This window comes from Bacillus sp. FSL R7-0685, from assembly GCF_038002425.1.
GTDB lineage: Bacteria > Bacillota > Bacilli > Bacillales > Bacillaceae > Bacillus > Bacillus subtilis.
In genome coordinates this window covers 1,355,023-1,372,523 of record NZ_JBBOCN010000001.1, presented here as the reverse complement: position 1 = coordinate 1,372,523, position 17,501 = coordinate 1,355,023, and the positions used below count along the sequence as shown (strand labels likewise).

21 protein-coding genes, 1 riboswitch and 1 other annotated feature are annotated in these 17,501 nt (G+C 46.0%); of the genes, 5 read left to right on the top strand and 16 right to left on the bottom strand.

The window, feature by feature from the left end; translation table 11 throughout:
- Positions 1-121 precede the first annotated feature (121 nt).
- Positions 122-592: a guanine deaminase gene (guaD, locus tag MKY50_RS07300; RefSeq protein WP_003245084.1), complete on the top strand. Its 471-nt coding sequence runs from the start codon at positions 122-124 to the stop codon at positions 590-592.
- 330 nt (positions 593-922) lie between these two features.
- On the opposite strand, the gene MKY50_RS07295 is transcribed toward guaD, so the two are convergent.
- Positions 923-1,333: an organic hydroperoxide resistance protein gene (locus tag MKY50_RS07295; protein WP_003232570.1), complete on the bottom strand. Its 411-nt coding sequence runs from the start codon at positions 1,331-1,333 to the stop codon at positions 923-925.
- 142 nt (positions 1,334-1,475) lie between these two features.
- On the opposite strand from MKY50_RS07295, the gene ohrR reads away from it, so the two are divergent.
- Positions 1,476-1,919 carry an organic hydroperoxide resistance transcriptional regulator OhrR gene (gene ohrR, locus MKY50_RS07290; protein ID WP_019712470.1) on the top strand — a complete coding sequence of 148 codons (444 nt, stop codon included), beginning with the start codon at positions 1,476-1,478 and terminating at the stop codon, positions 1,917-1,919.
- Positions 1,920-1,949: 30 nt separating this feature from the next.
- Here ohrR and MKY50_RS07285 read toward each other — a convergent pair whose 3' ends face one another.
- The 9 genes from MKY50_RS07285 to MKY50_RS07245 all read right to left on the bottom strand — a co-directional run bounded on the left by MKY50_RS07285 (position 1,950) and on the right by MKY50_RS07245 (position 8,916).
- A complete protein-coding gene (locus MKY50_RS07285) occupies positions 1,950-2,375 on the bottom strand; it encodes an organic hydroperoxide resistance protein (RefSeq protein ID WP_003232574.1) in 426 nt (141 codons plus the stop codon).
- A 125-nt stretch (positions 2,376-2,500) separates the two neighbouring features.
- The gene (proA, locus tag MKY50_RS07280) at positions 2,501-3,748 is read right to left on the bottom strand and encodes a glutamate-5-semialdehyde dehydrogenase (protein ID WP_003232576.1); all 1,248 of its coding nucleotides are present in this window, start codon (positions 3,746-3,748) and stop codon (positions 2,501-2,503) included.
- Positions 3,749-3,759: 11 nt separating this feature from the next.
- On the bottom strand, positions 3,760-4,857 hold the full coding sequence (proB, locus tag MKY50_RS07275; RefSeq protein ID WP_014479591.1) for a glutamate 5-kinase: 1,098 nt from the start codon (positions 4,855-4,857) through the stop codon (positions 3,760-3,762).
- Between the two features lie 52 nt (positions 4,858-4,909).
- Positions 4,910-5,120 (bottom strand) — a binding site (T-box leader).
- Between the two features lie 87 nt (positions 5,121-5,207).
- Positions 5,208-6,110: a formyltetrahydrofolate deformylase gene (gene purU, locus MKY50_RS07270; protein WP_341116410.1), complete on the bottom strand. Its 903-nt coding sequence runs from the start codon at positions 6,108-6,110 to the stop codon at positions 5,208-5,210.
- 70 nt (positions 6,111-6,180) lie between these two features.
- Positions 6,181-6,498 carry a multidrug efflux SMR transporter subunit YkkD gene (gene ykkD / locus MKY50_RS07265; protein WP_015252242.1) on the bottom strand — a complete coding sequence of 106 codons (318 nt, stop codon included), beginning with the start codon at positions 6,496-6,498 and terminating at the stop codon, positions 6,181-6,183.
- Entirely contained in the window at positions 6,498-6,836 is a 339-nt protein-coding gene (ykkC, locus tag MKY50_RS07260; protein ID WP_003232583.1) for a multidrug efflux SMR transporter subunit YkkC, read from the bottom strand. Before ykkC ends, ykkD begins: the two co-directional genes overlap by 1 nt.
- A 77-nt stretch (positions 6,837-6,913) precedes the next feature.
- Positions 6,914-7,025, bottom strand: a riboswitch (guanidine-I (ykkC/yxkD leader).
- A gap of 32 nt (positions 7,026-7,057) precedes the next feature.
- Positions 7,058-7,576: a GNAT family N-acetyltransferase gene (locus MKY50_RS07255; RefSeq protein ID WP_003244793.1), complete on the bottom strand. Its 519-nt coding sequence runs from the start codon at positions 7,574-7,576 to the stop codon at positions 7,058-7,060.
- A complete protein-coding gene (locus tag MKY50_RS07250; RefSeq protein ID WP_122894611.1) occupies positions 7,566-8,093 on the bottom strand; it encodes a DinB family protein in 528 nt (175 codons plus the stop codon). The genes MKY50_RS07255 and MKY50_RS07250 overlap by 11 nt, the downstream gene beginning before the upstream one ends.
- A 91-nt stretch (positions 8,094-8,184) precedes the next feature.
- A complete protein-coding gene (locus MKY50_RS07245; protein WP_015715759.1) occupies positions 8,185-8,916 on the bottom strand; it encodes a DUF421 domain-containing protein in 732 nt (243 codons plus the stop codon).
- A gap of 144 nt (positions 8,917-9,060) precedes the next feature.
- On the opposite strand from MKY50_RS07245, the gene MKY50_RS07240 reads away from it, so the two are divergent.
- A complete protein-coding gene (locus MKY50_RS07240) occupies positions 9,061-9,285 on the top strand; it encodes a hypothetical protein (protein WP_015715758.1) in 225 nt (74 codons plus the stop codon).
- Between the two features lie 76 nt (positions 9,286-9,361).
- On the opposite strand, the gene hmpA is transcribed toward MKY50_RS07240, so the two are convergent.
- Positions 9,362-10,573 (bottom strand): NO-inducible flavohemoprotein, encoded by a 1,212-nt coding sequence (gene hmpA / locus MKY50_RS07235; RefSeq protein ID WP_326256540.1) that lies wholly within the window; start codon positions 10,571-10,573, stop codon positions 9,362-9,364.
- A gap of 226 nt (positions 10,574-10,799) precedes the next feature.
- The gene (locus MKY50_RS07230) at positions 10,800-11,318 is read right to left on the bottom strand and encodes an acyl-CoA thioesterase (RefSeq protein ID WP_003232595.1); all 519 of its coding nucleotides are present in this window, start codon (positions 11,316-11,318) and stop codon (positions 10,800-10,802) included.
- 159 nt (positions 11,319-11,477) lie between these two features.
- On the opposite strand from MKY50_RS07230, the gene MKY50_RS07225 reads away from it, so the two are divergent.
- Entirely contained in the window at positions 11,478-12,338 is an 861-nt protein-coding gene (locus tag MKY50_RS07225; RefSeq protein ID WP_003245320.1) for a dimethylarginine dimethylaminohydrolase family protein, read from the top strand.
- An 89-nt stretch (positions 12,339-12,427) separates the two neighbouring features.
- Complete coding sequence (gene pgl / locus MKY50_RS07220) at positions 12,428-13,477, top strand: 6-phosphogluconolactonase (RefSeq protein ID WP_341116408.1); 1,050 nt, start codon at positions 12,428-12,430, stop codon at positions 13,475-13,477.
- Between the two features lie 42 nt (positions 13,478-13,519).
- On the opposite strand, the gene MKY50_RS07215 is transcribed toward pgl, so the two are convergent.
- Genes MKY50_RS07215 through MKY50_RS07200 form a run of 4 tightly spaced genes read right to left on the bottom strand, consistent with a single transcriptional unit; the run spans position 13,520 to position 17,465 of the window.
- A complete protein-coding gene (locus MKY50_RS07215) occupies positions 13,520-14,509 on the bottom strand; it encodes an ABC transporter ATP-binding protein (RefSeq protein WP_033884972.1) in 990 nt (329 codons plus the stop codon).
- 12 nt (positions 14,510-14,521) lie between these two features.
- Positions 14,522-15,412 carry a gamma-D-glutamyl-L-lysine dipeptidyl-peptidase gene (gene eepC / locus MKY50_RS07210; RefSeq protein WP_341116405.1) on the bottom strand — a complete coding sequence of 297 codons (891 nt, stop codon included), beginning with the start codon at positions 15,410-15,412 and terminating at the stop codon, positions 14,522-14,524.
- Positions 15,409-16,509, bottom strand: a complete 1,101-nt coding sequence (gene ykfB, locus MKY50_RS07205; protein WP_341116404.1) for an L-Ala-D/L-Glu epimerase — start codon at positions 16,507-16,509, stop codon at positions 15,409-15,411. Before ykfB ends, eepC begins: the two co-directional genes overlap by 4 nt.
- Positions 16,506-17,465, bottom strand: coding sequence for a S66 peptidase family protein (locus MKY50_RS07200; RefSeq protein WP_341116402.1), 960 nt, complete (start codon positions 17,463-17,465; stop codon positions 16,506-16,508). Before MKY50_RS07200 ends, ykfB begins: the two co-directional genes overlap by 4 nt.
- Positions 17,466-17,501: the final 36 nt, after the last annotated feature.

Below are 17,501 nucleotides of genomic sequence, written 5' to 3'. Positions count from 1 at the left end.
ACAATCGGTTTCTTATTTAGCAAATCCCCCAAATACTTTGTTTATTTTGCACTTTTTTAAGAATGTTCTTTGCATTCTTTTCGGCTATACTAATAACACTCTATTGACAGGAGGGATTGGGATGAATCATGAAACGTTCTTAAAACGGGCTGTCACTCTCGCATGTGAAGGAGTGAATGCAGGAATCGGCGGGCCTTTTGGAGCCGTTATCGTGAAAGACGGAGCCATTATTGCAGAGGGACAGAACAACGTCACAACAAGCAATGATCCGACTGCCCACGCGGAAGTCACAGCTATTCGGAAAGCCTGTAAGGTGCTAGGAGCATACCAGCTTGATGACTGCATTTTGTATACGAGCTGTGAACCATGCCCAATGTGCTTGGGCGCCATCTACTGGGCCCGGCCTAAAGCCGTTTTCTATGCAGCTGAGCACACAGACGCTGCCGAAGCCGGGTTTGATGATTCATTCATTTATAAAGAAATTGATAAACCTGCTGAAGAAAGAACGATCCCCTTTTATCAAGTGACACTAACAGAGCATTTATCCCCTTTTCAAGCATGGCGGAACTTCGCCAATAAGAAAGAATATTAAAAGGATCAGGCATGCGCGGCCTGGTCCTTGTTATTTCTCCAAGTAGCGCTATGCCCTGTGCAAATACAAAACAGCCATCATGCGCGCCGGAATTCAGCTTTGCAGACACCGAGCCAGCCGCCCCCTTCATCTGTAACTTTTGCAGGCTTTAAACGCTGTGATCGCTTCTCTGACGTTTTATCAATTTCTGTGCCCACCCCTACCCCGTTCCGCGTCAATTCATAATGGATATAAGTCTAAATCCATTTATAAGAAATGTCTCAGACTTCGAAAAGATCACACCCGCTCCGACACCAAAAAACATCCTGAGAACACTCAGGATGCCGGTCATTATTTTAATTCGAGTTTTACATCAACATTTCCTCTGGTTGCCTTTGAGTAAGGACAGAATTCATGAGCGGCGTTGACAAGCTCTTGTGCCTTTTCCCGATCTAAATCTTTCGTGTTCACAACAAGTGTGACACCGATTTTAAACCCGCCGTCGCTCTCATCCTTCATGAGGCTGACCTGCCCTTCAATCTCCGAATCAATTTCGATATTCTGCTCTTTGGCTACGTGTTCGAGCGCGCCGCCGAAGCATGCAGCATACCCTGCCGCAAAGAGCTGTTCCGGATTTGTGCCGGTTTGTCCTTCTTTTTTGGCATTTGGCATGACAATATCAAAATCAAGAACACCGTCATCTGATGTAATATGTCCTGCTCGTCCGCCTCGCGCGGTTACTTTTGCTGTAAATAGTGCCATATTTCCCAACCTCCTTATTTGTATCTAGTTGTTATATTTCCCTTTCTGATCTTTTTAAACATGCTATGTTTGCCGAGAATAGGAAAAGTGAGGTTTTTCAGATACAATAGAATCGAATGACAAAAAAGAGTTGGTGAACAAAATGGAAAATAAATTTGATCATATGAAATTGGAGAATCAGCTTTGTTTTTTGCTATATGCGAGTTCGCGGGAAATGACAAAGCAATACAAGCCGCTGCTTGATAAGCTGAATATAACATACCCTCAATATTTGGCTTTGCTATTGTTATGGGAACATGAAACGCTTACTGTCAAAAAAATGGGCGAACAGCTGTATTTAGATTCAGGGACGCTCACTCCGATGCTTAAACGAATGGAACAACAGGGTTTGATTACGAGAAAAAGATCTGAAGAGGATGAGCGGTCCGTGTTGATCAGCCTGACAGAGGCCGGAGCATTATTAAAAGAAAAAGCGGTTGACATTCCAGAGACAATTCTGGGGCTCTCAAAGCAGTCTGGGGAGGATCTCAAACAGTTAAAATCCGCTCTATATACATTGCTGGAAACACTTCATCAAAAAAATTGAGGATGCCTTGTACAGGCATCCTCTTTTTATTTATTCAGCAACTTCAAGTGTCACATCAATATTTCCGGAGGTTGCTTTTGAGTACGGGCAGACGCCGTGCGCTTTTTTCACAAGCGCCTCCAATTCTGATGCACTGACTCCTTCTCCTTTTACTTGCAGCGTCACACCAAGCTTGTAGCCCTGGTCCGCTTCATCCTTTAACAGACTTACATTCGCTGTAACCTCTGTCTCTACTTTTACCCGTTCTGTTCTTGCGACGAGCTGCAGGGCGCTGTCAAAGCAAGCTGCATAACCTGCTGCAAACAGCTGCTCTGGATTTGTCGCTTTTTCTAATTTCTTGGCTCTCGGTGTCCCCGGCATTGCGACATCAAGCTCAAGAACGCGGTCTGATGAAATGACCTTTCCTTCTCTTCCTCCTACCGCTGAAACAGTTGCTGTAAATAATGGCTGACTCATTTTTCATTCCCCCAATATATTTTATACAATTAAATTGTACACAATTAAATTTGAAATGTCAATTTTTCGCGTATAAAAAAGCTTATCTCGTAATGAGATAAGCTTTTTCATTGAACATTGCCCCGCTATTCACGGATTTGCCCAGTTCCTTTAATGATGTATTTTGTAGAAGTCAGTGCAGGAAGCCCCATCGGTCCTCTTGCATGAAGCTTTTGCGTGCTGATGCCGATTTCGGCTCCGTAGCCGAATTCAAAGCCGTCGGTAAAGCGGGTTGACGCGTTATGATAGACAGCGGCAGCATCGACAGCCGTTTGAAAATATGCCGCGTTTTTGTCATTTTCAGTTAAAATCGCTTCAGAATGATTGGTGCCGTATTGTTGGATATGCTTCACAGCTTCTTGGACGTTTTCAACCGTCTTTACGCTGAGGACAGGCGCTAAAAATTCGGTTTCCCAATCTTCTTTTGATGCTTGTTTGCCTGAAGGATGAAGTTCACATACCAATTCATCACCGCGAATTTCAACTCCCGCGTTTTCCAGCTGGTCCAGCAATTCTCTCCCATGCTGTCTTGCCCAAGCCTTGTGAATCAGCAATGATTCAATCGCGTTGCATACGGAAGGGCGTTGCGTTTTGGCATTTACGACAACCTTTTCTGCCATTTGCGGTTTGGCTGTTTCGTCAATGAATATGTGGCAGTTTCCTGCTCCCGTTTCTAATACAGGAACCGTTGATTCTCTCACAACGAGATCAATCAGTTTCTTGCCTCCGCGCGGAATCAATACGTCTAAGCCATCATTTAACGTAAAGAGCTCTTTTGCTGTCTCTCTGCTCGTATCCTCAATCAGCTGCACAGCGTGAATCGGAAGCGCTGATTGCTCAAGTGCTCTGTGAATGACACTGACGAGCGCTTTGTTGCTGTGGATGGCTGAGGAGCTTCCCCGCAGCACAACCGCGTTCCCTGTCTTCAGGCAAAGGGTAGCCGCATCAACTGTGACGTTTGGCCTCGCCTCATAAATCATTCCTACGACACCGAGCGGCACACGGATTTTTTCAATAAACAGGCCGTTTTCTTTTTCAATCGTTTCAAGAGAGTCGCCGACCGGGTCCGCTAAGTCGATTAAGAGCTCCACCGCGTCCGCGATATCGCGTATCCGTTTCTCATCCAATGTGAGACGGTCAATGATGTCCGGTGTTAAACCATTCTCTTTTCCGTTCACAATGTCTTTTGCATTCTCCGCCAAGAGAAAATCCAGTTCTTTGCGGAGTCCGTTTGCAATGAGGCTGAGCGCCTCATCCTTCTCGGCTGTTGTTTTCATGATCATTTCGGCTGCTGCTTCTTTCGCCAGCTTCGCTTTTACAGAAACTTCACTCATTTTTCCGCCTCCTAGTCTTTTACATTGACCCAGTCATTCCTATGAATAACCTCAAACGTTTTCTCAAAATCAAGTTCGTCACTGCGTTTGCCCTTGGCCTCCATAATCTCCTCAGAGGAGTAATGGGTTTGGCCTTTGCCGATCACGCCGCCCGGTCCCCTGACTTCCACGACCGCCCCTTTCGGAAAGCTTCCGTTCACGCCCACAACGCCAGCGGGCAAAAGGCTGCTTCCATTATGGATCATCGCCTCCTCGGCACCCGCATCAATGATAATTTCTCCCGATATCGGCGAGTGGAACTGAATCCACTGCCTTGTGTTGTTAACCGAAGATAGTTCTTTGTCTCCGATATAAGTGCCGTCTCCCCTGCCGTCCAAAATGTCCGCAAGTTTTTGCTCTCCGCTGCCAGTTCCAATGAATACTTTCACTCCCAGAGACAGCGCGGTTTGTGCGGCTAACAGCTTTGATTTCATTCCGCCGGTGCCGACCTTTGATCCAGCTGAACCTGCATATCCAAGCAATTCAGGCGTGATCTCTGGCAAATAATCAAATCGTTTCGCCTCAGGATTTTCATTTGGATTGGCATCATACAGTCCGTTAATGTCGGTGAGAATCATGAGCTGGTCCGCGTGAATCAATCCGCTGACTAACGCAGAAAGCATATCATTATCTCCGAATGTCAATTCTTCAACAGATGTAGAATCGTTCTCGTTGATAATCGGAATGACGCCGCGTTCCAATAATTCCATTATCGTAGCATACGCGTTTCGATACCGTTCTCTTTTCGAAAAATCATTTCTCGTTAAAAGGATTTGTCCCGGAGTCAGTGAGTATTGTTTAAATTGATTCATATATTGCTGCATTAACAGTGTTTGTCCGACCGCGGCCGCCGCCTGTTTTCCTTTGATGGTAACGGGACGGGACGGATAACCGAGGCTGGAAAACCCCGCCGCTACGGCACCCGAGGTAATCAGAATCATTTCATGCCCCGCTTTTTTTAACACGGAAATCGCCTGAACATGCTCTCTGATTTTTGCCTCATCAATGCTTCCTTTGCTATTCGTGAGCGAACTGCTTCCTATTTTCACTACTATTCTTTGTTTTTTCATTTATTCTCCTCCGCGGCTCTTCTACAATAAAAAAACCCATTTCATCCTGATTCATAAGGACGAAATGGGTTTCCGTGGTACCACCTTGATTGAACGCGCTTGTGCACGCTCCGCTCTCCTGTAACGCCAGGTTATGCGCCTAGGTTTTTCCCCTAGGACTCCAAGGCAGGTTCGGCAGGTTTCATGCGGCAAAATGTTTCAGCGATTCATTTTGCTCTCTGTCACAGAAAGGTCTGCTTACTAATCCTCTTCAACGCTCAATGATTTTTTTATATTATGCAAAGAAAAAAGACACTTGTCAAGGTTTTTTGTCATCAAAAATAGCCCGCATTGCGCGGGCCTCTTGCAGTCTAGTTAAAGACGATTGTTTTATTTTCATGAACGATGACACGGTCTTCCAAATGCCATTTCACAGCACGGGCAAGCACGCTGCGCTCAATTGTTCTTCCGATGTTTTTCAGCGCTTCCGCATTATCGCGGTGGTCCACACGCTCAATATCCTGTTCAATGATCGGCCCTTCATCAAGATCGTTTGTCACATAATGAGATGTCGCACCGATCAGTTTCACGCCGCGCTCGTAGGCCCGTTTGTACGGATTCGCACCGATAAAAGCTGGCAGGAATGAATGGTGGATATTGATGATGCGATTCGGATGAGCCGAAACAAAATCAGGAGTTAGAATCTGCATATAGCGTGCGAGAACGATGACATCAACATCGTACTGCTCCAGCAGTTCAAGCTGCTTCTTTTCGACTTCCGCTCTGATGTCTTTGTTCGCTTTCATATAGTGGAATGGAATGTTCAGGCGCTCAACCAGCTCTCTCGCTTCCTCATGGTTACTGATGACAACAGCGATCTCCGCCATCAGGTTGCCGGTTTGCCATTCCCAAATCAGCTCATGCAGGCAGTGGAGCTCCTTTGAAACAAAAATGGCGACACGCTTCAATTCACTTGCCAAAGTTAAGCTCCATGTCATGGCGAATTTTTCCGCTACAGAGGCAAACGCCGCCTGAAGTGATGTTTTTTTCTCACGAATGCCTGCGCAGTCGAATTCGATTCTCAGGAAGAACCGGCCGCCTTCAGGGTCTGTCGTATATTGATTTGATTCTATAATATTGGCACCGTGTTCAAATAAAAACGCGGAAACTGCAGAGACGATACCCGGCTGATCGGGGCAGCTGACCAAGAGCCGACCTTTATCCTCATTTCCGTCACGGTATTCGTCCAACCGCTGAGTCATATATGATTTCATGAATAATCCCTCTTATCTTTGTAAGTCTAAACTATTTATCCATTATACTGAAGATTTGATAAAAATCAATTTATGACAGAATTTTTAAACCAACTGCTGAGCATAAAATCAACGCGATAAAGAAGATCCGTTTGGCGTCTTTCTGCTCCTTGTAAAAGAGGATGCCGATAAGCGCCCCGCCGGCGGTGCCAATTCCTGTCCAGACCGCGTAAGCCGTTCCCATCGGAATGGTTTCCATTGCGTACGACAGCAAGGAAAATGAAGCGGCAAAACCAACAATGATCAACAGCACCCATTTCACGCTTTTTTCTTTCGCATATTGATTCATAAGGGCCACGCCGGCCATTTCTAAACAGCCCGCGCACAGTAAACTGATCCAGTGCAGCATTATGCCTCGCCTCCTTTTTCCTCTGTCTCATCCTGTGTCACAAGCTTCAACCCGATTACACCGATTAAGAGCACGCCAATTAACAATAGCTTCGGCCATCCAACCGGTTCATGAAAGAGAACGATTTCACTAAGTACTGTTCCCGCTGTGCCGAGCCCGGTAAAGACGGCATACACGGTACCAACAGGCAGACTGTGAGTCGCCTTCATTAGAAGGTAAAAGCTGAATATGATGCCGATGGCAGTGCCGCTCCATGTTAAGGCTGAGTCAGCGTGCTTTAAGCCTATCACCCAAACAACCTCGAAAACAGCGGCAAGCACGACCAATCCCCATTTCATTTTGAGTCATTCCTTTCTATCTATTAAGATTCTCCGAAAACAAAAAAACCCCGGACAGTCGTCTCACATGAGATTGACTCTCCCGGGCTTTTTTCCCTCCGTGTGCATACGCGCTTCTATTTACGCGTATGTGTTTTCTCTCGGACCAGTCCATGTCAATTGACATGCGGAACCCTAGAAAACTTTACATGATATCATGATACTAAACTCAGCTCTATCTTTCAATTGTAAGATTTTCTTTCATATACCGCGATCGGTTTATTCCATTTTCTGATCGTTTTGCTGTAATGCATGCCGATTTTCTCCGCTACCCGTATGGACGCTTTGTTACCCGGATCAATCAAAGCCGCCATTTTGCCGAACTGCCGCTCGTTAAAGCCATAGTCCAGACAGGCCCGAGCCGCTTCTTGCGCATAGCCGTTCCCCCAGTGGCGGCGGGCAAACATATAGCCAATTTCCATTACGGTTTGATTTTCGATCTGCTGGGGAACGATGCCGCATTGCCCCAAAAACTCCCCTGTCCGCTTATCTTCGGCGATCCACAGACTAACGCCGTACCCTTTTTCATTTCGTTGGTTCCAATTGACCCACTCGCGGGTTTGCCTCTTATCTTTTAAACCGGAATAATATGTCATGACGTCAGGATCATTAAAAAGCAGCCCAAACAAAGTGGCTTGATCCCGATCTTCCATACAGCGCAAACGAATTCGATCAGTCACAAGCTTCGTTTTAGCGTTCATACTTCGCCACATCCTGCTTCCATTCTTTTTTGAGAGCTTCAATATGTGCCTGATGATAGCGGTTATGATCTGCCATATGCCAAATTCCCCATCGTATCGTCGCGGTGTCACCTTCGAAGGAAAGCGGCTGGTTCAAAGCATTTTCAGTTAAAGTGAAGCATACCGATTTCAACTCCTCTACTACATGCTGATGTCTTTTCAGGAGTTCATCTAAGCCTGGCTGATTCACCGGTTCAGGCAGCCGTCCGCTTTCATCTGTCATCGGGCCGTATGCCTGTTCAATATGGTCCGGTATCCGATTTTCCTTGATACGCCAGACCCATCTGATATCAACATTTGTGATATGGTGCAAAAGCTGAGCCGTGCTGTTTTTTGTTTGGCAGCGCCCCTTATAGTAAAGTTCACTGTGTGTCATATGGCTTACGATGGAAGCCAGACGGAGACTGTTTTCTTCCACTGCGGAATACAGCAAACTGACCGTTGGCGCCATGTCGTTTCTTATGGATAAGTCCTTCATGTTCAGTTCCCCTCCTAACTAGGTACATTTGACACCAAACAAAAATTCCCTTTAAAAAAGAAAAAAGCTCTCATTACAAGAGAGAGCCATCTTAATTGTTATTTCCCGGTTTATATAAGTAAGGATCATGCTGCGGTTCATTAGCGGTATTTAAATCAAGGGATATATCACCGCGTGCATTCATCGTGCCAAGGGTAATCGAAGACAGCAGTTTGGGGCTGTACCCTTTTTCCTCAAGCTTCTCAAACAGCCAAGATCGGTTTTTTTGGAGATATTTCAAATTATGATCAAGGATTTCGCCATCCAGTATGAGCGGAATCGGGATAAAATTCCGTTCAGCTTCCATATTCAAATCCCGCACCTGCACCGCTCTCGCTTCCTCTTTCGGGATGACGCTTACTTCTCCCGTTTCTTCAATGATAGCAAGATCAATGTCAGCCGGGTCGGCATAGCCCTTTTCCCTCAGCTTTCCAAGCAGCTCATTAACAGTCAGCCTTTCTTTACGAAGGCCGCGTTCATCAATATCCCCGTTTCGGATTAGGACAGTCGGGCTCACGACCAGGAGCCATCGCCATTTATTAGATAAAGAGAGCTTGCTCATGATAAGATAAAGCACCAAAAAAGCACCCGCATAATAAATTGACATCGGCAGCTTGGATGTAAGGATCGGCTCACTGATAATGGTTCCGATTGCGAAGGTCAAAAGCAGGTCAAAATTGTTCATTTGTGACACAGCTTTTTTACCGGCAAGCCGAAATAAAATATATGCAATCGAAAATACGATAACTGGCTTCAGTAAAAATACCCATACCATCCATAACACCGATCTTTACCTCCATCCGCTGGTCATATTGAACCTATTGTGCCCCGTGGCAGGCCCTCTATGCATCAGTGTCTAGGCGAACGTGCATATCGCCTGAACATAACATAATAGAAAGTGACACCGATTGGAGGCGCAATACGCAATATGAAAAATCAGAAGTCGAATGCCCTTTGGCCCTTTGATCTGCCATTGGCTCCCCAACCCGAGGGCTACCAGCAGCAAACAATCGACAGGCTGGCCGGTTTGGAGCTAAGGATGGAGCAACTAATTAGAGCGATTGAGGTAAACAATGAATTGCTGAGAACAATGCAAGAACAGCAAAACCGTGTATGCACAAATGGCGGCGGGTCTGTGATTGTCCGGATGTAGAAACCGGCGCTTGTCTGCCTTCTTATATCTCAATAAAAAACTCTTCTCTGAAAGGAGAAGAGTTTCATGTATGTGTTCAAACGGACTGCGCCAAACTTAATTGCGGGCCGAATAGCTCGTAATGGATAGACTCCGGCGCTGATCCGAGCTCTGATACAAGCTTATGCATTGCCGTAATAAACGACGGTGAACCGCAAATATAGTAATCCGCATCTGTGTTGGCAATCAGTTCTTTGAGGAATTGCTGATCAATCTGTCCTTCATGAAAATGCAGATCACCTGCACGGTCTTCCTCTGTCGGCTCGCGATACACAAATGCTGTTTTAACAGCAGAATGTTTTGCTGCTTCTTCTACTTCATGGCGCAATGCATGATATTCACTGTTTTTCGCCGCATGAATGAACAGAATTTTCCGTTCAGGCTGTTTGGAAACAGATGTTTTCAGCATGCTGATCATTGGTGTAATGCCAACTCCGGCACTGATCAAAACGAGATCTTTTTGTGATGCATGATCTAAAACAAAGTCCCCTGCCGGTGCGCTGATCTCTATTGAATCTCCCTCCTGCAGCCCATCGTGTAAGTAGGAAGACACGACACCATCTTTCTTCACTGAAATTCGATAATAGTCTTTTCCCGGCATATCAGACAGGCTGTACTGGCGGATATGCGTATATTCAGAATCAGGAATCCGCACTTTGATGCTGATATATTGCCCTGCTTGGAATTCAGGTAACGGCTTGCCGTCTTCCGGTTTCAAATAGAAGGATGTAATTTCTTTGCTTTCCCGCTCTTTTTTTGCGATAACGAATGGCTTATACTCCTTCCAGCCGCCGGCTTGCTCTTCAGCCTGTTCATACATGTCTTTTTCAATTCCGATGAACGCGTCAGCAATGACTCCGTACGCTTTTTCCCATGCCTGCATAATGTCAGGAGTTGCAGCGTCTCCCAATACATCTTTAATCGCAATCAGCAAATATTTACCGACGATTGGGTAGTGCTCAGGCTTAATTCCGATACTGCGGTGCTTGTGGCCGATTTGTTTGACAACCGGAATGATGTTTCCTAATTGGTCAATGTTTGCCGCAGCTGCAATAACGGCATTTGCCAGTGCAGTTCGCTGTGTTTTTTTCTTTTGGTTTGTTTGATTAAAAATGTTCAAAAGCTCTGGATGGTCTTGAAACATCCGATCGTAAAAACGGCCAGTGATTGTTTCTCCATGCTGTTGCAATACGGGTACAGTGCTTTTAATAATTTCGATTGTTTTGTTATCTAACATTGTATAAACAATCCTTTCGAAAAGATGTATTTAAAATATATCTTTAAAATACATGATCTTACGAATAAAAGATATATTTAAAATGAATCTTTAATAAAGTTGTCACAAAATTATCAATTTAACGTGACATTTGTTGCTTTTTTATAGAATCTCCTAGCAAAAACGGACTAACCATTGTAATAATCACCATTGAAAAGTACAAAAAAACCCAAAACAACTTATGTTTTGGGTTTAACGTTCACCAAGGCTTATCAGTTCCGAGCGCATTTGCAAGCGCCTGGCTGTGTTTCTTGCGGTTCTTACGTTCATTAGCACGCTGTACAGCTGTATTATGCAGCATGATTTCTTCTTCTGTTTCCGGTACAACCCTCGGTACAGGCACCGGCTTGCCATTTGAATCTAATGCGACAAATGTCAAAAAGGATGTGGCAGCGAGTTCCCGTTCGCCAGTCATCAAATGCTCCTTAATAACTTTCACAAATACTTCCATGGAAGATGTGCCGACCCATGTCACATATGACTCTAGGCAGACAGAATCCTTTTGCCCGATCGGCTTTAAAAAATCTACAGAATCCATTGAAGCTGTTACCGTTTCACGTCTGCAATGGCGCGCCGCTGAAATAGAGGCAATGTCGTCTATGTAGCTCATTAATTTTCCGCCAAACAGCGTATTATGGTTGTTCGTGTCAAGCGGGAACACCCTGCTGGTTTTCACAACCTTTGACTCTTTACAAAATCTTGTTTCCGGTGTTTCCATACCTTTCTCCCCTTTGATGTCTGATCTTTTAGCTAAATGCACTTATATTCTCCTATTAAACAATATTCTCTTCCATTTGTCTAAAATTTAAAATGGTTTAATGATTTTCATGATGAGGGAATAATAAATGTATTCTTCACACTTTAGGAGGAAAAACAAATGGACGTATCCATCCCGAAATCTCAGCACAAAACGGTATGCCGAACGGAATACGGCACACTTCAAAAAGTGATCTTATGCAAACCTGAGCACATGACCATAAAAGATGTTATAAACGAAACACAAAAACATTTTGAAGATGACAATATTCATGTAAAAACCGCTAACGACCAGCACAGCCGCTTAGTGGAGGCACTTAGGTCACACAACGTTGAGGTCGTCCTTTTGCCCGTTCGCGACGGACTACCAGAGCAGGTTTTTACTAGGGACATAGGATTTGTCATCGGAGAAAAAGCCTTTCTGTCAAGCATGACTGAACCGATTCGCCAAGGAGAAGAAGCCGTTATAAAAGATTTTTTTCACAGCCAAGGTATCTCTTACACCCGCATGCTTGATACGAGTATTGAAGGCGGAGACGTCATTATCGATGATGACATTGTCTATGTCGGAATCAGCCAGCGCACCGACATTTCAGCTATCGGCCAGCTGGAAGAGGCACTTCCTGAATATACGATCGTTCCAGTGAAGCTTCATGAAAAATTTTTGCATTTGGACTGCGTATTTAACATTATATCTGAAAGCGAAGCGTTAATTTATTCACAGGCCATTGAGCCAGATGCAGCCGATATGCTGGCAAAACGTTATGATCTTATTGAGGTGCCCGAGGACGAACAATTTACGCTTGGCACCAACGTCCTTTCAATCGGAAAAAAAACGATCATCAGTCTCCCTGGCAACCGCCATGTCAATCAACAGCTATCGAAAAGAGGCTATCACATTATCGAAATTGACCTGTCAGAAATTATTAAATCAGGCGGCTCCTTCAGGTGCTGCACAATGCCGCTGATTCGAGGCGAATGAAGAATCTTCCCCTTTTTCATGTTTTGAACAGCTTATTTTATCAAGATACGTTAATATAGAGGTGACATCATTTTTAAGGGGGAAATCGCATGACAAAATACATAGGATATGTGGGAACATATACAAAAGGCGGAAGCGAAGGAATTTATTCATTTGAGCTTGATACTGAGAAAAAAGCACTCAGCGAGCCAAAGCTGGCCGCTAAGCTGGGCAACCCGACATATGTGGCGACGAATAAAAACAACACCATCCTTTATTCCATCGAAAAAGCAGACGGCCAAGGCGGAGTTGCTGCCTATCAAATCGATAAAAACAGCGGCGAATTGACATTTCTGAATCATCAGTTAATTGATGGCCCTTCGCCATGCCACGTAAGCGTTGATGATCAAAATCAATTCGTACTGACTGCCAATTATCACAGCGGGAAGGTACACGTTTTTCCGGTTCAGGAAGACGGCAGCTTGCAATCACCTGTTTCAGAGGCCGCTCACACAGGAAAAGGGCCGCACGAAAGACAAGAAAAACCGCATACACACTACGCGGGGTTCACACCTGAACACAATTATGTGGTAGCGGTTGATTTAGGTATAGATAAGCTCTGCACCTATAAGCTTAAAGACGGTGTGTTGACTGAATCCGGAAGCCATTCCTTCGCTCCCGGTGCAGGACCTCGCCATATCGCTTTTCATCCGAAAGAAAAATACGCTTATGTCATGACAGAATTAAGCAATGAAGTGATTGCGCTTGAATACAACCCGACAGCCGGCGAATTTAGAGAAATCCAAGTCGTTTCTGCCATCCCTGATGATTTTACAGATAACAGCCAGGGAAGCGCAATACATGTCACGCAGGACGGACGTTTTGTTTATGTCGCAAACCGCGGCCATGACAGTATCGCCGTATTTGAAGTGAATCAATATTCAGGAGAGCTGGCTTTCGTAGAAAGAGTGTCGACAGAAGGAAACTGGCCTCGTGACTTTGTATTTGACCCAACGGAAGAGTTCCTCGTTGCTTCAAATGAAGAAACAGGCAACCTTGTCTTGTTTGAAAGAGACAAAGAAACCGGCCGATTGACACTCCTCCCATCAACGGTTTCTGTCCCTTACCCGGTTTGTGTAAAGTTTTTACATCAAGTATAAACAAATGGAGTGGCTCTAGTAAAAAGGAGCCACTCTTTTTATTTATCTTACTTTTTCCTTCGTTTCAGCATTTCGATACAAATGGCAAGCGACAAAACGGCCGGGTTCGATTTCTTGAAGCTGGGGACGAGATTCTCCACATTCAGGCATCGCCTCCGGACAGCGGGTACGAAACACGCAGCCGCTTGGCGGATTGACCGGGCTCGGCAGCTCCCCTTTCAAGAGAATACGCTCACGCTTGTCCTCCAATTCAGGATCTGGAATCGGAATCGAGGACAAAAGCGCCTTTGTATAGGGATGGAGCGGTTCACGATACAAGGTGCCGCTCTCTGTAATTTCCATCATGTGTCCTAAGTACATAACACCGATCCTGTCACTGATATGCTTCACCATCGAAAGATCATGGGCAATGAATAAAAACGTAAGCCCTTTCTCTTTTTGAAGCCGCTTCAGCAGGTTGACCACCTGCGCTTGAACAGAGACATCAAGTGCAGAAATCGGTTCGTCCGCCACGATAAATTCAGGATTCAGCGACAGTGCTCTCGCAATCCCGATTCTTTGCCTTTGCCCGCCGCTGAATTCATGCGGATAACGGCTGCCAAAATCGGGATGAAGCCCAACTGCCTCAAGCAGCTCGTCCACGACGAGAAGCCGCGCTTTATGAGTATTGTAGAGATTGTGAATCTCCATCGGCTCCAAAATAATTTCTCGAACGGTCATGCGCGGATTAAGTGAAGCATAGGGGTCCTGAAAAATCATCTGCAGTTTGCGGTTGAAGGCAAACTGCTCTTTTTCACTCAGCGCATGAAGATTTGTGCCTCTGTATATCACACTTCCTTCTGTTGGCTGATAGAGGCGCATCAGCACTCTCCCCAAGGTTGATTTCCCGCACCCTGATTCCCCGACTAGCCCGAACGTTTCTCCTTCACGAATCTGAAAGGTGACCCCGTCGACGGCTTTGACTGTCCGCTTTTTCCCTGCGTCAAAATGCATTTTCAGCTGGCTGACCTCTAACAAAGGCAGTGGCGTCATTTGTCTCCCTCCTTATTCTGAAAAACAGCGGCGCACCGCACAAAGTTCTTTTTCATAGATTGTGTCTTTTAATGTGAGGATTTCGATTGACTTCCCTGTCTTTGGAGAATGAAGCATTTTCCCGCCGCCTACATACAGACCGACGTGATGAATCGCTCCTTTTCCTTCCTCATAAGCAAAAAACAGCAGGTCACCGGCTTTCATATCATCAAGCGGGACACCCTTCCCCGCCTTAGCCTGATCTCCCGCATCACGGGGGATGCTGTATCCATTCGCCTTAAATATACTGTACATAAATCCGGAGCAATCAAACCCAAACCCGCTGATCCCTCCCCACAGGTAGGGAAGGCCAAGGAAAAACGCACCCGTTTGAATGATGTCTTCAGCAGTCCCTTTCTGTTGGCTGACAGGCACTGCATCACTTTGCTTCACAAACCTTTCTCCCAAAACGGTCGAAACCTTAAAATATCCTTTTTCATCTGCAATAAGGGGGAGAACTGTCAAAAAGCTCAATTCGATCTCCTTTTCTCCATTGCTTTTGTACAAAAAGGCAGCAGGTTTGCTGATCATCACATCGTGTTGTGAATGGACGGGCATAGATTTTTCCAGCTGGTTCTTTTTCATCCAGCCTGGGTATCCGCGTGGATCCTTTCGGGATGGCTGGCTAGGCACGATCACAGAAACCCATTCCCCCTGTTCCGCTGTCACAAGTACCTTTTCGCCAAAAAGAACCTGAGTTTGGATTACATTGTCTGTACATAATCCAAGCCGTTCATCATACGTCATGCGCTCCAGCCAGTCTCTGATCCTTACAGTCCGTTGAAGCATGAATTGATCAGACGGACGCGGTGAATCAGGCGCTGTCCAGATGTTGGCCAATGCTGATATGACAGTGTGCATCATTGCTCTTTTTCCCCTTTCAAAAGCGCAGCCCCGGTGATTCCGAGGCCCGGTTTGCCAGGCATCGAAATCGTGCTGCCGCTATATGTTATGCCGCCTATGAATACATCTGTTTTCAGCATCAGCGGCGCGTCAAAATCAAAGCGTGTGATGTTTCTCTTGCTTGCCGCAAAATGCGCCGCGGCCGTAATGCCCAGCTTCGTTTCGATCATGCTGCCGACCATACACTCCACCCCGCAGGCCTCCGCCATTGCATTAATTTTCTCTGCTCCGCTGATGCCGCCCGCTTTCATCAATTTAATATTGATCAAGTCTGCGCTCCGGGTTTGCAGAACTTCGAACGCCTGGCGCGGTGTAAAAACACTTTCATCAGCCATAATCGGCGTATCTGTTGCATCTGTCACCTTTTTAAGCCCAGCGAGATCATCTTTATGGACAGGCTGCTCGACAAGCTCAATGCCTAGGCCCGCATCCTCCATTTTCCGAACGGCAGTTACCGCTTCCTTCGGCGTCCACCCCTGATTAGCGTCTAAACGCAGTTTCACAGCTGATCCGACACGTTTTCTGATTTCCTGGATACGGGCGATATCTGTTGCAATATCATCTTTTCCGACCTTTATTTTCAGCGTTTGGAAGCCTTGTTTGAGATAATTCTCGGCATCAGCTGCCATCTCTTCAGGTGAGTTGACACTGACGGTATAATCTGTTTCCAGCGTATCTCGATATCCGCCAAGCATTTGATAAAGCGGCAGCCCGCACATCTGCGCCCAGCCGTCGTATAGCGCCATTTCTACAGCAGCCTTCGCGCTCATATTTCCTGTAAGAAGATGCTGGATGTCGTGCAGAATGGCCTCATAGCCCGCCAGGCTTTTTCCAAGCAATGCCGGCTTCAACACATGGTGGATGGCACTTTCAATGCTATCCATGCTGTCTCCTGTAATCACTAACGTCGGGGGTGCTTCTCCCCATCCGACTGCACCGCTGTCATAAGTAATCCTTACTATGACTGATTCAGCCGTATACACAGTGCGAAGTGCGGTTTTAAACGGCTTTGTCAGCGGGACAGCGATTCGGCTTGTTTCGATTCGAATGATTTTCATGTCTTCAGCGCCCCTTCTGAAACGCCCGCCTCTATTACGACTGTTTTTTCTGCTGTATTCATAGCAGCTTTCGCACCGATCGGAACGGCAATACTTGGCGAGCAGTGGCCGATTTTAAATCCTCTCAGAGCAGGCCTGCCCGCAGAAATAATATAGTCTTCCAGCACCTGCTCAAGCGAGAGAGACTTCTCTCGCTTCACCGGGACACAATTGTGAAAATCACAAACTAGAATTCCCGCCGCGTCCGTCAGCTTCCCCGCCATTTTCAGCTGATTCAGCATCCGGTCGATTTGATAAGGCTCCTCGTCAATATCTTCAATAAACAGAAGCTTTCCTCTCGTATCAATTTCAAATGGCGTGCCCAGTGTAGACGTCAGCAAAGACAGATTTCCCCCGACAAGCTCGCCTTCCGCTTTTCCAGGAACAAGCTCGGTCAGCGGAGAAAGCTCTTCTGTATAGGTGAATTCCGTCTCATGGAAGAGCTGCTTATATGACGCTTTTGTCAGCGGGTGAACGTCGTCAAGGCCAATATCCGTGCTGAGCATCGGGCCATGGAAAGTGACAAGACCTGTGTTTTGATGAATGGCAGTATGTAAAAACGTAATATCGCTGTATCCCCAAAAGATTTTAGGGTGTTTGCGGATCAAGCTGAAATCAATGCCCGTGGCGATACGTCCTGTCCCAAAACCCCCGCATGCGCACAACACTGCTTTTACCTCATCGTCTCTGAACATCTCATGGAGATCCGCCAGCCGCTCATCATCCTGTCCCGCTAAATAGCCGTGCTGGTTTTTCAGCGCCTTGCCCAACTTCACCTGAAGACCGAGCTCTTCTAAAAATAAAAGCGCGGTGTCAAGCTTTTTTGGATCCGGCGGACTTGCGGGCGCGATCACTCCGACTGTATCACCCTTTTTCAGCGCTTTCGGCTTGTGGTTCAACGAAAACACTCCTTTCATTTGCTCTGCACCCTACGTATACGTGCAAGAAAGAGA

What these genes read in the sequence shown, in the direction of transcription:
- guaD (WP_003245084.1), top strand. Translation starts at nt 122, where the DNA reads ATGAATCATGAAACGTTCTTAAAACGGGCTGTCACTCTCGCATGTGAA.
- MKY50_RS07295 (WP_003232570.1), bottom strand. Translation starts at nt 1,333, where the DNA reads ATGGCACTATTTACAGCAAAAGTAACCGCGCGAGGCGGACGAGCAGGA.
- ohrR (WP_019712470.1), top strand. Translation starts at nt 1,476, where the DNA reads ATGGAAAATAAATTTGATCATATGAAATTGGAGAATCAGCTTTGTTTT.
- MKY50_RS07285 (WP_003232574.1), bottom strand. Translation starts at nt 2,375, where the DNA reads ATGAGTCAGCCATTATTTACAGCAACTGTTTCAGCGGTAGGAGGAAGA.
- proA (WP_003232576.1), bottom strand. Translation starts at nt 3,748, where the DNA reads ATGAGTGAAGTTTCTGTAAAAGCGAAGCTGGCGAAAGAAGCAGCAGCC.
- proB (WP_014479591.1), bottom strand. Translation starts at nt 4,857, where the DNA reads ATGAAAAAACAAAGAATAGTAGTGAAAATAGGAAGCAGTTCGCTCACG.
- purU (WP_341116410.1), bottom strand. Translation starts at nt 6,110, where the DNA reads ATGAAATCATATATGACTCAGCGGTTGGACGAATACCGTGACGGAAAT.
- ykkD (WP_015252242.1), bottom strand. Translation starts at nt 6,498, where the DNA reads ATGCTGCACTGGATCAGTTTACTGTGCGCGGGCTGTTTAGAAATGGCC.
- ykkC (WP_003232583.1), bottom strand. Translation starts at nt 6,836, where the DNA reads ATGAAATGGGGATTGGTCGTGCTTGCCGCTGTTTTCGAGGTTGTTTGG.
- MKY50_RS07255 (WP_003244793.1), bottom strand. Translation starts at nt 7,576, where the DNA reads ATGAACGCTAAAACGAAGCTTGTGACTGATCGAATTCGTTTGCGCTGT.
- MKY50_RS07250 (WP_122894611.1), bottom strand. Translation starts at nt 8,093, where the DNA reads ATGAAGGACTTATCCATAAGAAACGACATGGCGCCAACGGTCAGTTTG.
- MKY50_RS07240 (WP_015715758.1), top strand. Translation starts at nt 9,061, where the DNA reads ATGAAAAATCAGAAGTCGAATGCCCTTTGGCCCTTTGATCTGCCATTG.
- MKY50_RS07230 (WP_003232595.1), bottom strand. Translation starts at nt 11,318, where the DNA reads ATGGAAACACCGGAAACAAGATTTTGTAAAGAGTCAAAGGTTGTGAAA.
- MKY50_RS07225 (WP_003245320.1), top strand. Translation starts at nt 11,478, where the DNA reads ATGGACGTATCCATCCCGAAATCTCAGCACAAAACGGTATGCCGAACG.
- pgl (WP_341116408.1), top strand. Translation starts at nt 12,428, where the DNA reads ATGACAAAATACATAGGATATGTGGGAACATATACAAAAGGCGGAAGC.
- MKY50_RS07215 (WP_033884972.1), bottom strand. Translation starts at nt 14,509, where the DNA reads ATGACGCCACTGCCTTTGTTAGAGGTCAGCCAGCTGAAAATGCATTTT.
- eepC (WP_341116405.1), bottom strand. Translation starts at nt 15,412, where the DNA reads ATGATGCACACTGTCATATCAGCATTGGCCAACATCTGGACAGCGCCT.
- ykfB (WP_341116404.1), bottom strand. Translation starts at nt 16,509, where the DNA reads ATGAAAATCATTCGAATCGAAACAAGCCGAATCGCTGTCCCGCTGACA.
- MKY50_RS07200 (WP_341116402.1), bottom strand. Translation starts at nt 17,465, where the DNA reads ATGAAAGGAGTGTTTTCGTTGAACCACAAGCCGAAAGCGCTGAAAAAG.